The following is a 15,458-nucleotide window of genomic DNA, read 5'->3' as shown; positions in this document are numbered from 1 at the left end:
ATGCAGCGGAAATATTGTTCCCATTCGCTGCATTTGCCTAAAAGCTAACAGCTAAAAGCCAGATCAGTTTTTCGCTCTTACCGCCTTTACTTCTGATGCAGTTACTGCAGCGGCCTTATTACCAAAATGGTTTCGCACATACGTTAGTACATCCGCTATTTCCTGGTCTTTCAGAAAATTATGAGGTGGCATATTGTTGGAGTAATATTCATCGTCTATGGGTTCGGACGATTGCATGCCTTTTAAAATAACCTGTACCAGTTTGGTTTTATCTCCCAGTACAAAAGTAGTTTTAATAAGTGGTGGATTCAGGTGTGGTACGCCGCTCCCATCTACCTGGTGACAGGTCAGACAATATTGTTCATACACTTTCTTACCGCGACTGGCCGATTGGTTACCACCGGTTTTCTTCGGTGTTTGTGCAGCTAAAAAAGAAAGTGTTGCACTGAGTGCAACACCGGTCATTATTAATTTCTTCATATTCGTTTGTTATTTACCGGTATAGGTGATTTTATATACCGTTCCTTTTACATCGTCGGTTACATACAAAGCGCCATCGGGGCCTTGCGCCAGTCCGCATGGACGGTGCTGTGCCTGGCCGGGTGATTGTATATTCCCAACGCCTGCAAAATTATCTGCAAATATTTCCCAATTGCCATCAGGCTTCCCATCTTTAAACGGAACAAATGCAACGAAATAACCTTTCTGTCCTTTCTGCCTGTTCCATGAACCATGGAACGCTATAAATGCGCCATTTTTATACTTTGCCGGGAACTGGTTGCCGGTATAGAACAACAAACCATTGGGCGCCATGTGAGCAGGGAAGGCTACTACTGGGTTTATGGCGTTGTCGCCACCCGTTTTCTTCCCATCACCGCCATATTCAGGCGACAGCATTTTCTTATGCTGAATACCGTCATAGTAAATGTAAGGCCATCCTGCATCGTCTCCCTTCTTCAGGGCATACATACACTCGGCTGGTAATTCATTTCCGTCTTTCAGGGTGTAATATTCGGGGAACATATCATACAAACCGTCGCGGCCATGCTGCATCACAAATAATTGCTGCAGGGAATTATTCCAGTCAAGCCCTACTACATTGCGCAAACCGCTGGCATAGCGAACGCCGTTGCCATAACTCTGGTTCAGTTTATCTGCCTTGAATTGCCAGATACCGGCGGCGGAATCACGTATAGGACAGCCTTGTATGCCTTTGGAACCTTTTGCCCTGTCCTGCGTTTGGCAGGAATTGGAATAGGCGCCTATGTTTACATAAATGTTGCCGGCGTTATCCAGCGCTAACGACTTCGATTCATGCTGATGCCGGTTAATTAAACCGGTAACTATTTTTTCCGGTTGCTCCGGATTGATGATTTCATATTTATCATTCAGCTTATAGCGATATACTTCTTCGTCAGAAGAAGCATAGAGGTAGTTCCCCTTTATGACGATACCGGTGCCACGATAAGTGCCAAAAGTTTTTACATTGCCCCCATGTATTACGGCAATGGCTTTACCAGGTTTGGGTGACTGGATTTTTACATAAATATCACCCAGTGGTGTAACTGCAATATGACGGGCAGCACCCAGATTTTCTGCCACTGTTTGCACTTTAAAGCCGGCAGGCAACTTCAGGCCAGCATCAGCCGGAACAATCGGTACAGGGCGGTGCAGTGCAGTGCTGTCTCCATTTTTGGCGAAACTGCCTGCACACACCAGTGTCATCAGGCATCCCAGTAAAACTACCTTTGTTTTCATGCTTATATATTTTCAATGGTTTAGAGGCTATTTCCGAACCTTTCATGTAAAAATAATAAGGTTTTTATTTAATCCGTAAATAATCCGATGAATGGTATCAGTTGGGCCGGCCGGCTGTCCTCGCCACCTGTGAGGCATAATATTTCATCAGGTAATGATAAACCACCAGTTCCTGCAGGCGGGCATTGGCCGTAAACATCCTGTTCAGGAACATATGCAGGTAATGCGGCAGCAGTTCCGCTGCTGCGGAAGGGCGCACCATTGCCAGCTGCGCAAAAAGGCGCCGGTTGGCGGCCCCCTTCACTGCAAACACTTCCTTTACCGCGGTCGGAAACGTGTATTCATCCAGGTTATCGCGCATGGTAGCGGCAATCAAAGCGGTATGCTTCCGGTATTTGTTATTTAACTGGAACAGCAGCGCGGCATCTCCCCCGTGCTCTGAAAAAAACTGCTGTTGCAATTGCTGCAGCAATTGCAATTTCATCTCCGGGGTACACCCGAAGTCCTCCAGTAACCCGTCCGCACCCTTCATAGCCAGCAACCAGCGCTCCGTTGTTTCTGCGCCGGATATGGCGCCCAGCAGCCCAATCACCGCTACACTGTCGTGGAAAAAAAAGGATTCGCTTAGTTCCATGGTAGCGGCGCCATACCGCTCCAACTCCCTTACATAGGTATCTAATTGTATTTTCTGTACGATATCATTTTCCAGGTAAGGCGCAATGGCCTTGTTGATCAACCGGATCACAGCGCCGGTATCGTTCTGGTAACGGGGCAGGTGAAGGCGGATGCGGAGATGATGATCCGGATCATGAAAGCGGATAAAAAACCAACGGTCCACCAGCTGCTGGTCCTGCAGGTAATGCACCAGGGGTTGTATTTCCTTTAGCAACAGTTTGTCGATCCATTTTGGTCCGCAGTAAATTTTCACATACAACCACTCACTGCCGGGCGGGAAACTCCGCCGCAGCGGGGTACCGGTGATTGCGGCCAGCCCGTTGCCCTCTCCGGTCAATCCGGATTTTTGACCTGTTGTTTCCGCTCTCTTACGATATGAGGTATTGCAAACCGGTATCACTACTTCATTGCAAAAAAAGCCGGTTTCATTGGCCAGCAAACGGGTATGTTCATTAAACAGCTGTTCATACAATACCACATCTCCTTTTTTCAGTTTATCCGCCAGTAACGTGCAGGCATATACGCTGGTAAAATCTATCAGCAGTTCATTGTCTCCTTCAGATAATAATACCCGGGCAGGAATACGATATTTCTCTTTCAGCAGTAGTACTACCGCCTCCGGCGCATGATTCACCAGCATGCTTTCATAGACCTGCCGTGTAATAAACCACCGAGCCCTTTGCAGGATGATTTCCCGGTATACCACCCGAGGCAGAAAGGGTTCTGCAGTGAGATGCCCCCAGTTCCAGTGAACAGATAAAGACTGTTGTTGTTGGAGATCACATAAAAATTTATAAGCCGACAGGCCCCTGTTGAAGTTATGTGCGCTGCTGAGCCGGGGAACTACTTCTTTATTCAGCTTTGCGGAGCGCAATACAATCCTGTCGTTGCGGACAGAAACGTACAGATCGCTGACAAGTATTTGAAAATCACCGGGAACACTGCTCTTACCCAGAAAGGGGATTTCATAATCGTATAGCTGTGGCCGTAGTAGTACGTTACCGGTGCGTCCTTCCGGGAGATGCACTACTTCTGCGATAATGCTGTCTTTTTCCATTGACTGCTCCATCCGGGCAAACTCCCTCAGCTGCTGTTCAAGCGCCTCGTTTCCGGCTGCAAACCTTCCCAACAGGGCCAGTACATTGGGGCCATTAAAGGCTTTCAGGAGGAAACGGAAGTCACCGTTGTCGAGTGCAGCGGTATCTTTAGCGAGGAAGGAGCCCAACAGCGAAAGAAAGGGTGGCAGCACCGGCGCGTCCGTTTCTGCTGTCAGCCCATCCAGCTGATCGTCTGTAATTTCAATAAGGACAGCCCCGCTTTGCTGTGCCAGCAGGAATTGTTGCCATACAAATTTCGTTTGAGCGTTCCAGTTAATCGTTTCCTTTTTTCTGCCAACAGGCATTACCAGGTCGTCGATCAGGGGCGTATAACTTGAATGGTCGCCGGATACGATGCCATAGCCGATGCCGGATTCACTGTCCAGGGCCATCATCAGGGGTATTTCCCGCTGATCGTATTGCTGCAGGAACTGCTGTTTAAAAGCTTTCAGATCGGCTGGTTCGCCCTGTGTACCCAGTATAGCCAGGCGCTGCAGTCGTTCTAACAATCCGCTGATCACCTGCTGCGACAGGTTCGCTGTAGCGGGTTGGAAAAAAAGATCCACCTGTACAGGGTCTTTGGTCGCGATACCCGGGAAATGTTCGGTCAGCAATGCTTTGATATCCAGGTAGCGTTGTACCCCATCCGTTTGCAGCTGCAGCAGTTGCCGGATTTGTTGTAAAACCTGCAGGCAGGCAGGCGCCGGCTGACATGCTTCCAGCTCCCTGATCAGGGCCGACAGGCTATCCTGGCTGCTGATTTCCGGAGCCATCCCTGGCACCAGGATCTGGTTGGCAATGAGTGTTTCTATAAAGGCCTGTGCCTCATTGGCGGCAACATCCAGCTTGCCCAGCTCGGTCACTAGTTGGGCAATATCTGCGCCCGGAGTGGCAGCGGTTAATAATGCCCTGATATAATCATTTTGCGTAAAGCTGCTCAGAAAGTAATGTCTCTTCTTGTCGCGCAGCTGGTATTCAAAATAGCGGTATGACAAGCCGCTGTTGTACAGGCTACTGTTGGGGTAAAAGCGCAGCTGCCCGCGGAGTTCCGGCCGTTGCACCAGTTCGCTTATCAGCTCCGACAGGTAAGCCATATCCAGCCGGACTGCTTTATGGCGGCTGTGGGGCGGCGGCGCCTCCAGTTGGGAGCCGCCGGGCTGAATAAGACCGGTAATACAACCCGCAAACAACCCGTAGGGCGTGCAGCGGGTGCTCATTCTCAACAGGTAACGGTACAGGGCAAGCGGCAATTTAAGCCCCGTGCCGGGTTGATCCAGCCATTTTATCATTTCAATGTAAAGCGCCGGGCTGGCAAGGAAAACGGCCTCCTGTAGCAGCGGACGGGCATAAGCCTCCCGGATCGCAGGTATAAAATGCGATGGATCATGGTATATGGTACGATGGAGCTGTAAGACTTCTTCACATGACAATAGCGGCATTCTAAGCAGGTAGAAGCCGCAGCTTTTTAACTCGGACATATCACATAAACACACTTAATTTGGCGGGTGATCGGTTGCTCCCGTCCAGTATGCTTAAATAAAGATAAAATGTTTTGTGATGTCAGGTTATAGCTATTTTAGCACCGGGGATAACTCTTTCCATTTCGTCTACAAACTTCTTGTAGCTCGCGGGTTTTCCAAGATATCCCTGCTTTTCTTTCCAGCAAAGGTTTTCCACCTCGCGGCTGGAATAAGCAGTAACAAGAATAAAAACGCAGTCCTTCTGCAGGAACTGCGCTATAATATCTCTTGTATTGCCTCTTAAATTCACATCAAGGAAAACAACGTCTACTTTTCTTTCAGCGATCAGGTTTTCTATGGTTTTCAGCTCTGACGCCTTTTTTACGAGTTTCAGATAGGAAGTTCGTTGGATATAGCTTTCCAGGATGTCTAATGCCAGAGGCTCGTCATCTACTATGGCACATCTGTATTGCATTTTCACCAAGGGGTTAAACAATGAGGAATAGTAAGCTGCCTTCATTTTAAGCTTCTGCAATTGCTACGTTAGCCCATGTTGTGGGAATTGTAGGCACACTGGAATCCAGCATACCCTTACCTGCATGCGCCCCACTCATATTTTCGATCGTGTTGATATCTGCTTTTGAAATAATTTCTTTCTCTAAGGCTAAAACTGGGCGACGGTTCAAAGATTTGTTCTCCAACATAACGAAATATTTAGGTAGTTGACAATTGTATCAATTATCTAAGCTCGCCCATTACTACTAAACAGCATAGTTTATTAGACGTAAATGCACTTTTTTTCGACCAATAGCCACTATTCTAAAGTGAGCTGCTTACTCATCGTCGTCATTATAGTTAGCAATGCCAAGTAACCGCTTGAGGTCCTGCCGGGAGGCTTTGGAGATAATCACGGTTTGCCCGTTGATCACTTCTACGGTATTTCCCATGATAGATTTTATTGCCTGCAGCCGGATAATATAGGATTTGTGAATCCGCATAAACTGATCGGGCGGCAACACATCTTCCATCACTTTCATACGCATGTAGGTAATGATATTTTTCTCCTTACATACAATTTTGATGTAATCCTTCATTCCTTCCACGTAGTAGATATCATCAAAAAGAATCTTGGTTAACTTATTATTATCTTTTACAAAAAGATGATTGGCAGGATTGGCTTTGGGTTTCACCGTTTCTGCGGGAGGCGCCTGCTGCCACCGCTGACCGATATGGTTCCTGGCTTTATTAACCGCTTTCAGAAACCGTTCAAACGAAATGGGTTTTACCAGATAATCTACCGCATCCAGCTCAAAACCCGCAATGGCATGCTCTTTTGAAGCAGTCGTAAAAATAACAAAAGGTGGATTGCTCAATGAGCGTATCATTTCTATCCCATTGATGTTGGGCATCTGGATATCAGAAAACAGCAGGTCAACGGGCTGTCGTTGCAGTTCATTAATTGCATCAAAGGCATTTTCGCAAAAAGCTACAGGTTGCAGATAAGGCACCCGTCCAATGTAATTTTCCATCAAATCTCTCGCAAATGGCTCATCATCCACTACAAGGCAGGTAATTACTTGATCCATATTTTTTAGTTCAACGTTAGTGTCAAGACAACTTTGTAATATTCGGGATTATTTTCAATAAACAGGGTATGTTGCTCAGGATATAACAGAATAAGTCGTTTACGCGTATTGCTAAGCCCGATCCCTCCCTGCACTTTTTTCCCCTCCGGCAGTACCCCTTTACTATTGGAAATTTCAAACCTGAGTTGCTGATCCGCTACTTCCATCGAGGCATGTATCCAACAGTGGTCTGACGTAGTACTATGTGAATATTTAAAAGCATTTTCCACAAAAGGAAACATCAGCAGCGGCGCTATCTGCAATGCCCCCATCTGGTCGGTATCACATTCAAAGCTGATACTCGCATTTTTCCCATACCGCACACTTTCCAGTTCCACGTAGTTCTTCAAAAATTCTGCCTCCATGTCCAGCGGCACCTTGTCCGTATTAGAATCATAAAGCGTATACCGCATCATCTCCGACAAATGCATGATCAGATCGGAGGCCAGCGCATCGTTCCTGATCGAGAGGGAATAAATGTTATTGAGGGTATTGAACAGAAAATGCGGATTCAACTGCGAGCGGAGGAAGCTTACTTCCAGGTTCAGATTATCCCGCTCCAGCCGCAATGTACGGGTCGAAGCCCGGATGATATCCAATATCAGTTTCAAAGACACAGGCGGCGCTATGATCATTACCACCGGCAAAAAGATCTTCAGCATGTGGTTAAGGGCAAAAGTATCCTGCCAACCGGCATCTACCACACGTTTCAGGAACTCCCGCAAACCGGTGTCCTTCACTTCCAGGAACAACACTGCATACAGCGAACACAGGTAATTAATAACAGACCAGAATATAAAAGGTACGCAAAAACATAATAATGCAAGAAAAAAATACCCCTTCAACAGCACTTTCGGAATAATAAAGTAAAAAGCCGTATAAAAGAAAAACATAGCCCCCAGGATATTCCTGATCATAAACAGGATACTCACACTGGCAGATACCGTAAAATTGGAGCTCATCATAAGACCATACAGGATCGACAGCAAAAACCACATGAGCACGTGGGCCCATATACGTACTCTGGTTCCGTAATACTTATCAGACAAAAAGAATGAAAACCATTCCATCAATTTCCTGCTGATATCCAGTGGCTTTCCATTGCCCTTACTACTAAAAAAAGCTAGCATCTTATCCGTGGTATATAAAATTTACACTAAGCAGGAAGCAAGTAAAATAAAAATACTTTATCAATCTGATTTTTCTTTATCATATAAAATATTTATATTATACAAATATCTCTTTTAGTCTATAACTTACACATTATGAATCCATTCCGAAACGCCTTATTGTATACAATGTTGGATACAACCGCATTTTCATCGCGTTTATGAGTCACTTCATCTAATAAGTTTAACAAGATGCTTTATAATGCTGACTTTTGACATGTAAGCCTGATTGAAACGGTGACTAAAAGATCTTTGCACAAAATATTAAAAAACAAGGATGAAGTTGCGCAACAACTTGCAGATATTCTACTTTCATCCATTGTTGTTACCATTGTCACTTTACAGGTTGATATAAACTAATTCTATAATATTACACCAATCTGGTCAGAAAACCTAGCAGATTTCATCCTACGTTCACTCCAAAAAGCATACTCCTGAAGGTAAACAACTTTACCTGCTCATGTTATTCTATTCTATGTAAACACTATGAGAATCCCCCCAAGCTCCTAAAGAGATAGACATCCGTCTATCTCTTTTTAATATATAATACCCGCCCAAGCGGCCATAGTAATACCTGGACTATCATCAAAAGCAACAGGTAACTTACAGGTTTGGCATGGTAAACTCCCTGGCACAGCCGGGCCACTCCCAGCAATAAGGTTAACAGCACCACCCTTTGGAAGACACCGTAAAAACCGGCAGAACGGTTAAACAACAGCCATACCAGTATCACAACAACGCTGCCTCCGCAGCAGATACTGTAAAAATGCAGGAACCGCGGCCCATTCACCGCAAAAGGATTCCACTGTCCTGTAGTTATATACAGGTACAAAAAAGGTAAGATAAAAACCAGGATGATGAATAAATATCCCCTACCATCGGTGATGGGGACCAGCTGCTTATTTTTCATAGTATTCGTTTAATATTCAGGAACCGCCACATCCGCCGCATCCGCCACCACACCCGCTACCACAGCTGCTGCCGCAACTACTGCCGCAACTGCTGCCACTGCTGCAGTCACCACCGGAAGCGTTGCTGTCTGTTTTTTTGCGTTTGTCGTTACCGCCTGCTGCCGAGCCCAGGGTCCAGATTAACAGGAAGATGCCTGCCACCAACACAGGTGCCGCCTCACCGCTGCAACCAGGAAATAAAAAGAAAGAAAGGAAGAAGAGAAGAATGGTTAACCAACGTTTGCGAAACCAGGATAGTCGCTTTTGCAGAGAAGAAAGAAATGAAGTGGAATGATCTGACCAGATGACTGCCGGTGGATCTTCACCGAAATACTGCCGGTATTGCTGCCGCGTTGCCTCCTGCCATGCTTTGTATTTCCGCTTTTCTGAAAGTCCGCCCGCCGAAGGATGATGGTGGATCTTTTGCCCGAGTGTGTTTTCACAAAATGCTTCCCAGTAATTCTGTGTGTAAAGAAGATGCTGGTGCCATACCCGGTCTACAATGTCTGAAGGAGAAGCCCCGCCGGGTGAAATACAACACAGGTAAATAAAACGCTTGTACTCATGTATGGCCCTCCGGGTGAAAGCCGCATCCCATTTGTTTTCCCGGGCCAGTTTCTTTGAAAAAGGAATCGCCGCATCGGGGTCATCCAGCCGGAAATCATCGATGCGCTGCCACAGCAGCGTGCCCGGCGATAATGCAATAAATTGATTGTTCTTGATCATATAGGTTGTTTTTTATTTGTTGATACGAATATGCAAAAAGTCCGCAATACTGGAATCTTGTATGTATCTTACAACGGCTTATATCCGTATTATAATCGTATTATTATGAGTAGGGAAGAATTGCTTAACCTGGAGCGCCTGATGAATTACATCGCGCATCAATACCTTAAAAAGATAAGCTGGGAAGATGTTTCAAAAACAGAATGGAGCTTCATTGTGCATGAATTTAATATCGCCATCGAAAAACAACAACGGCATAAAAAACTAAAAACACCGGCGCCGCTGTTTGGGGATAATTATTTTTATGAACACCTCGTCATCAAAAAACTGAAAGCCGATAAAAATAATAACGGCTCAGCTGCCCTCAGCAGTCCCAATTTCGCCAAACTTAATATCATGGCGGTTACGCTGGGTTTCAGCAGCTACATTGATTTCATCAACAACTCCACTGAAATTTTTCCATTTCATGAACTGAAAATCAATATCCCGCTGGCAGCTACCAACCAACCCTTACTCGATCATCTCGTAGGATATTGGTACTGCTACAACCGTAACCTGCCGTATAAGTCAGGGAAAAAAGTGACAGAACGGATCTGGCGCTCAGCACTGGAAATTTATAAATCAGGAGATGAATACCTCGTGGAACGTACCGGGAAAGACAATCACATGTATTATGGCAAAATAACTTCTTATGCCAGCTACATATTTATTATTATGAACAGTACTACGTTTATCCGTCAACGTCATTTCATTGGCCGGCTGAAAGATGTGGAAGATAAAATGAAACGACCCGGTTACGTGATCAATGAACTGAACTTTGTCAGCACCTGTGTGAGCTTTAACGAAGAACCTATTGCACTCTATGAAATATTTCACCGCGTGGCGAAAGCGAAAGACTTTGAGAAAACGTCTGTAGACCTGGCTTTCGACAGCCCGTTGCTGCCCGAACATATTTTATTGCACCTGAAAGACAGTGAGCTGAACAGGATCACAGCGCATTAGGAAACTGCTGCGTATTGCTGAAGGCCAGTACTTTCCAGGGGCTGTCTGGCGCCACCAGCAAATGTTCCATATTGTTATACAGCGTTTCGAAACTACCCATTTCTATGCCGTTCCACACGCAACGGGCAAACTGGTAGGAAAGGGAAAGATGCCGCCAGGAAGTATAGGTTCTTTTTATTTGCGGTACTCCCCACATGATATACTCCAACGCCTGTTCATAGGTAATATATCCTGCATCATAACCGGCACGGCTCAGGTTAATGATACGGCCAAAATCCCAGATCAGCATATCCGGCTGCAGCTCTTTATCAATAAGTTTCTTTTCCCGGAAAAGCTCCAGCGCATCACGCGTATTCCGCAAACGCTCCATTACCACGGCTTCTTCCAGTTCATTGGTAGCAATATACTCTCTCAAAAAAGCCTTGCTTTCCTTCATCGACACGGTATTAATCGCCTGCCAGATAATATCATACTCTATGCGATGACCACTGTCCTGTAACCAGGCAATCATTTCCTGCAATTCTTCTGTGCTGTCTATATCCCACCATTCCGATAACTGCTCGCGGCAATCATACCTGTCTGAACCGGTGGTAATATCATTGAGAAACTGACGATTCACAAAAGCAATATCCGCACCACAGGCAACCGCCCATTGCTGCGCAGCATCCAGCTGTGTATGCGGGTTTAAAATAACACGAAGCGGCTCTTCGGTGTCGCTCACATCCGCATCGTCCCCGGAAAACATCTGGTTAAACTGTTTGATATTTTCAGCAAACATATTCATCTGGGCACTCCAGTCATTGTTATGGGCAATGGCCTGCTCCATCTGCTGCCTGTATTGCGCAATGGCTTCTTCAGTGAATCCCATATCGCGCATCTGCTGCCAGTACTGTTCCATATATTGCTGCTGGTTCATAAGGATCAGGTAAGGTTTAGGGTAATGGCTAAATTGATTGACTCTCTGTTATATACGCATAAAGTTACAGAAAAGTTTTCTTACAGCCACTTCTGCATGTCAAATATAATTAATATATAATAAGATACAGGTATTATTATTTGTATTTTACACTGCGGCAGTGCTTCACCCAAACAGGAAAGGCGGGATCTTACCGCCCGCGCCGAAAAACGTATCTTTCAGGTAACATTAAAAAACAAGTGATACACTTCTGATGTTTGAATAGTAACAACATTATTATGACGACCGCCTCCGACAACCCGGGCAAAAAGATCAGGGATAAAGTGCCCCGTACCTCACAGGGAAACTTTAAATTATCATCGAAACGCCCCACTATCCTGCAAACTATCAGCGCCGCCAACCACGACCGGGTAAAAGACCTGATCCCCATCCGCATGAGCCGCATGAGCGTATCTCCGTTTGCCTTTTACCGCGGCACGGCAGATATCATGGCGCATGACCTTTCGTTTTTACCACATACACAACTGCAGGTGCAGGCTATGGGCGATTGCCACCTGATGAACTTTGGCGGCTTTGCTACGCCCGAACGCAACCTCATTTTCGATGCCAACGACTTTGATGAAACATTACCCGCGCCCTGGGAATGGGATATCAAGCGGCTGGCCACCAGCTTTGTACTCGCCGCCAGGAATAATCATATGCGGGAAACAGATGCCCAGCAAATGGCAGTGGATATGGCTGTTGCTTATAGAAACGGCATAGCCGAGTATTCACAGATGAATACCCTGGAACTCTGGTACATGAAATTTGAGATACAGGACCTCCTCAATAAAGCACACAACGAAAAAATAAAAACCATGCTGAAAGACGCCATGGACAAAGCGGAGAAAACCACACCCCAAAAAGAGCTTTATAAGATCACCCAGAGCGTGATAGGCAATTTTGAAATACAGGACCAGCACCCGCTGATCTATCACCCCATCGACCTGGTAAAACAGAAAGATATGGTGCAGTCGTTCCTCAACTTTTACAGTAACACCCTGCAGGACGACCGGCGCTTTCTCCTCAGCGGGTACCATGTAGCAGATGTGGCACTCAAAGTAGTAGGCGTAGGCAGCGTAGGCACCCGCTGCCTGGTGGCGCTGTTGATGAATAAAAAAGATGAACCCTTGTTCCTCCAGGTAAAGGAAGCCCGCACCAGCGTGTTGGAAGCCTATACCGGCAAAAGCAAGTACACACATAACGGCGAACGTATTGTACAGGGACAGCGGCTGGTGCAGGCAGCCAGCGACATTTTCCTGGGCTGGAGCACCGGACCTGAAAACAGGCAGTACTACCTGCGGCAACTGAGAGACCGGAAAATAGCACCCGATGTGGAACATTTTGATAAAGACGTACTGGCCGCTTACGCCGGGCTATGCGGAAGAGTACTGGCCCGGGCTCACGTCAAAACCGGCCCCGGCGATGTGATCAGCAGCTACCTGGGCAAAGCAGACATCATGGACGAAGCCATCGGCAAGTTCGCGGTGGCCTATGCCGATCAAACAGAAAAGGATTATGAAGGTTTTCTGAAAGCTATTAAAGCAGGCAAATTCCAGGTGGAGAACGGATAACGCTTTCTGATCAAGGATTTTTTTCTTGCCCGGGATTAGACTGATTTTGATGATTTGATGATTTTTATTTTTTTGATTTAAAAAGATTCGGGAAGACTTTAGCGAATACATACGCTGAAGTCTTCCCGAATCTTTTTAAATCAAAAAAATAAAAATAAAAGAAATCCTGAAAATCATCAAAATCAGTCTAATCCTGGGCAAGAAAAAAATCCCCTGCAAACAAGGTTAAAACGTTCTATCTCTCTTATCGATCCGCCCCCTTCTGTTCTTGGGCTTAGGTCTTCTCGGGTCTGCCTTTGGCATATCCGGGTTGGCGTTGTTAGCCTCTATCAGCGCTGCCTCTTCAAATGGATGCGGCACAGACGGAATGACCTGGCGGGTTAGTTTGTTAATACTGTGCAGGAATGGCCTTTCTTCCGTGTCGCAGAAGGAAAGCGCATAACCTGCGGCACCCGCTCTACCGGTTCTGCCTATACGGTGTACATAGGTTTCAGAAACGTTGGGCAGGTCATAGTTGATAACGTGTTCCAGCGAATCCACATCTATACCTCTCGCAGCAATATCTGTAGCTACCAGCACACGCAGGCGGCCATTTTTAAAGTTATTGAGGGTATTCTGACGGGAGGCCTGTGATTTATCACCGTGCAATGCATCGGCATTGATGTTGCGCTTCTTCAGATTTTTGGCAATCCTGTCGGCGCCGTGTTTAGTTTGTGTAAACACAATGGTACGTTCAATGCTCTTGTCTTTCAACAAATGATCCAACAACGACTGCTTATCTTTCTTCTTTACAAAATAAACTGACTGTTCCACCCTTTCAGCGGTAGTAGATACCGGTGTGATGGTAACTTTTTCAGGCTTGTAAAGTAAGGAATTGGCCAGCTGCGCAATACTTGGCGGCATGGTAGCGGAGAAGAACAGGGTTTGACGCTGTTGCGGCAGCTCCCTGATCACTTTCTTGATGTCATTGATAAAGCCCATGTCCAGCATGCGGTCCGCCTCATCCAGGACAAATATTTCCAGGTGGTTAAGGTAAATATAACCCTGGTTCATCAAATCCAGCAAACGCCCGGGAGTAGCGATCAGGATATCGGTACCGTTGCGCAGGGCAATGGTTTGCCTGTGCTGGGGTACCCCTCCAAAGATCACATCGTGTTTCAGACCGGTATGCTTGCCGTAAGCGGCAAAGCTTTCGTCGATCTGAACCGCCAGTTCCCTGGTTGGTGTCAGAATCAGTGTACGGATATGTTTAAAGCCGGGTTTAGCCGGCGCACTGTTATGTAATAACTGTAAAATGGGGATAGCAAACGCGGCCGTTTTACCGGTACCGGTCTGTGCGCATCCTAGCAGGTCTTTACCTTCCAATACAATGGGAATAGACTGTAACTGTATGGGTGTAGGCGTAGTGTAGCCTTCGGATTTAACTGCTTTTAAAATAGGCTCAATAAGCCCTAATTGCTCAAATAACATGTTGATATATCTGATGTAATGAATATAAAATAACGCTTCTTCATCTTTAGCGTTATCACAATTGAGGAGAGCAGTAAAGAAAAGATTTCCGGACTGGAGAGAATGAATACTTCTGTGCTTTATGCTTTTAACTCAACAGACGGGAGCAAAGATACTGAATTTTCTATCAGCAAGCTGATAAATTAAAAAAATAACATATGAGAGGGGCGAAAAGCTGAAAGCTAAAAGCAAAAAGCTATAGTAGCGGATCATCATTCAAAACAAAGATCCGCTACTATAGCTTTTTGCTTTCAGCTTTACGCCTTCAGCTATTTCGCTGCTTCCGGCGCCGGATCAGGTTTGGTTTTTGGCTCTTCGTTGCCATGGTGACAGGTATAGCAGCTTACTGCCATTACCTCGCTACCCTTGAAGAATTTCTTGTTGATACGTTTGGTCATTTTCATCATGTCCCTGGCTGTTCCCTTGTGCGGATTTGCATCGCTGGCAAAATCCATTTTCTTTGGATCATCTTTACGTGGCTCATGACAGAAATTACATTTTACGCCTAGTGCAGCATTGAATCCCCGCATAACGGTGATCAGCTCTTCGTGGCTGATGTCCTTAGGCAGTACTTTCAGATTCTTTGCCTTCTCCGGCTCCTGGGGTAATGCAAGTGAACATAGCGTGCCGGCTGTTAAGAGCGCCGCCACCACTACAAAACTTTTCCTGATTTTGATTTTCATGACCATGGGTTTAAATAAGTATTTAATGCTTCCTTCAGAAAGGGAATCTACAAAAAAGAATAATAGGTAGTAGCTCCCCGGCTGTATTTCCCGGCATCCGCCGGCATCATTTTACATAAACGGTCGTTAAAACGCAGAAAAAATGCTTTTTATAAACGAAGAATGGCAGACCAGGTGTCTGCCATTCTTCGTTTATCTATAAGGGTTAGTGATCAGTAAGTAAACCCGGGCATCTCAGCCCGAGATTCTGTTAGAACCGTGCGTAACAGTCTCCC

Annotated in this window: 14 protein-coding genes; 2 read left to right on the top strand and 12 right to left on the bottom strand. The window is 45.9% G+C overall.

Annotated features, from left to right (window positions below; all coding sequences use genetic code 11):
- Positions 1-63: 63 nt before the first annotated feature.
- The 9 genes from KE626_RS09785 to KE626_RS09745 form a co-directional block, all read right to left on the bottom strand.
- Positions 64-480 (bottom strand): c-type cytochrome, encoded by a 417-nt coding sequence (locus KE626_RS09785; RefSeq protein ID WP_211972706.1) that lies wholly within the window; start codon positions 478-480, stop codon positions 64-66.
- Positions 481-489: 9 nt separating this feature from the next.
- Entirely contained in the window at positions 490-1,758 is a 1,269-nt protein-coding gene (locus tag KE626_RS09780) for a PQQ-dependent sugar dehydrogenase (protein WP_211972705.1), read from the bottom strand.
- 97 nt (positions 1,759-1,855) lie between these two features.
- Positions 1,856-5,008, bottom strand: a complete 3,153-nt coding sequence (locus tag KE626_RS09775; RefSeq protein WP_211972704.1) for a lantibiotic dehydratase — start codon at positions 5,006-5,008, stop codon at positions 1,856-1,858.
- 82 nt (positions 5,009-5,090) lie between these two features.
- Complete coding sequence (locus KE626_RS09770; protein WP_211972703.1) at positions 5,091-5,465, bottom strand: response regulator; 375 nt, start codon at positions 5,463-5,465, stop codon at positions 5,091-5,093.
- 46 nt (positions 5,466-5,511) lie between these two features.
- Complete coding sequence (locus tag KE626_RS09765; RefSeq protein ID WP_211972702.1) at positions 5,512-5,694, bottom strand: hypothetical protein; 183 nt, start codon at positions 5,692-5,694, stop codon at positions 5,512-5,514.
- A gap of 129 nt (positions 5,695-5,823) precedes the next feature.
- On the bottom strand, positions 5,824-6,576 hold the full coding sequence (locus KE626_RS09760; protein ID WP_211972701.1) for a LytR/AlgR family response regulator transcription factor: 753 nt from the start codon (positions 6,574-6,576) through the stop codon (positions 5,824-5,826).
- 5 nt (positions 6,577-6,581) lie between these two features.
- The gene (locus tag KE626_RS09755; protein WP_211972700.1) at positions 6,582-7,745 is read right to left on the bottom strand and encodes a sensor histidine kinase; all 1,164 of its coding nucleotides are present in this window, start codon (positions 7,743-7,745) and stop codon (positions 6,582-6,584) included.
- A 565-nt stretch (positions 7,746-8,310) separates the two neighbouring features.
- On the bottom strand, positions 8,311-8,694 hold the full coding sequence (locus KE626_RS09750; protein WP_211972699.1) for a hypothetical protein: 384 nt from the start codon (positions 8,692-8,694) through the stop codon (positions 8,311-8,313).
- A 16-nt stretch (positions 8,695-8,710) separates the two neighbouring features.
- On the bottom strand, positions 8,711-9,460 hold the full coding sequence (locus KE626_RS09745) for a glycine-rich domain-containing protein (protein ID WP_211972698.1): 750 nt from the start codon (positions 9,458-9,460) through the stop codon (positions 8,711-8,713).
- Positions 9,461-9,565: 105 nt separating this feature from the next.
- Between KE626_RS09745 and KE626_RS09740 the strand changes: the two genes are divergently transcribed.
- Positions 9,566-10,462: a hypothetical protein gene (locus KE626_RS09740; RefSeq protein WP_211972697.1), complete on the top strand. Its 897-nt coding sequence runs from the start codon at positions 9,566-9,568 to the stop codon at positions 10,460-10,462.
- On the opposite strand, the gene KE626_RS09735 is transcribed toward KE626_RS09740, so the two are convergent.
- Positions 10,449-11,378, bottom strand: a complete 930-nt coding sequence (locus KE626_RS09735; RefSeq protein WP_211972696.1) for a DUF1266 domain-containing protein — start codon at positions 11,376-11,378, stop codon at positions 10,449-10,451. The two genes, KE626_RS09740 and KE626_RS09735, sit on opposite strands and share 14 nt — an antisense overlap.
- A 278-nt stretch (positions 11,379-11,656) precedes the next feature.
- Here KE626_RS09735 and KE626_RS09730 point away from each other — a divergent pair, with 278 nt between their 5' ends.
- Positions 11,657-12,991 carry a DUF2252 domain-containing protein gene (locus tag KE626_RS09730; protein ID WP_211972695.1) on the top strand — a complete coding sequence of 445 codons (1,335 nt, stop codon included), beginning with the start codon at positions 11,657-11,659 and terminating at the stop codon, positions 12,989-12,991.
- A gap of 225 nt (positions 12,992-13,216) precedes the next feature.
- Here KE626_RS09730 and KE626_RS09725 read toward each other — a convergent pair whose 3' ends face one another.
- Together KE626_RS09725 and KE626_RS09720 are read right to left on the bottom strand one after the other, a co-directional pair.
- Positions 13,217-14,461, bottom strand: coding sequence for a DEAD/DEAH box helicase (locus KE626_RS09725; RefSeq protein WP_211972694.1), 1,245 nt, complete (start codon positions 14,459-14,461; stop codon positions 13,217-13,219).
- Between the two features lie 308 nt (positions 14,462-14,769).
- The gene (locus tag KE626_RS09720; RefSeq protein ID WP_249207381.1) at positions 14,770-15,183 is read right to left on the bottom strand and encodes a c-type cytochrome; all 414 of its coding nucleotides are present in this window, start codon (positions 15,181-15,183) and stop codon (positions 14,770-14,772) included.
- Positions 15,184-15,458: the final 275 nt, after the last annotated feature.

Source organism: Chitinophaga hostae (assembly GCF_018224885.1).
In the GTDB taxonomy this organism is placed as follows: domain Bacteria; phylum Bacteroidota; class Bacteroidia; order Chitinophagales; family Chitinophagaceae; genus Chitinophaga; species Chitinophaga hostae.
This window is presented reverse-complemented; position numbering and strand designations above follow the sequence as displayed.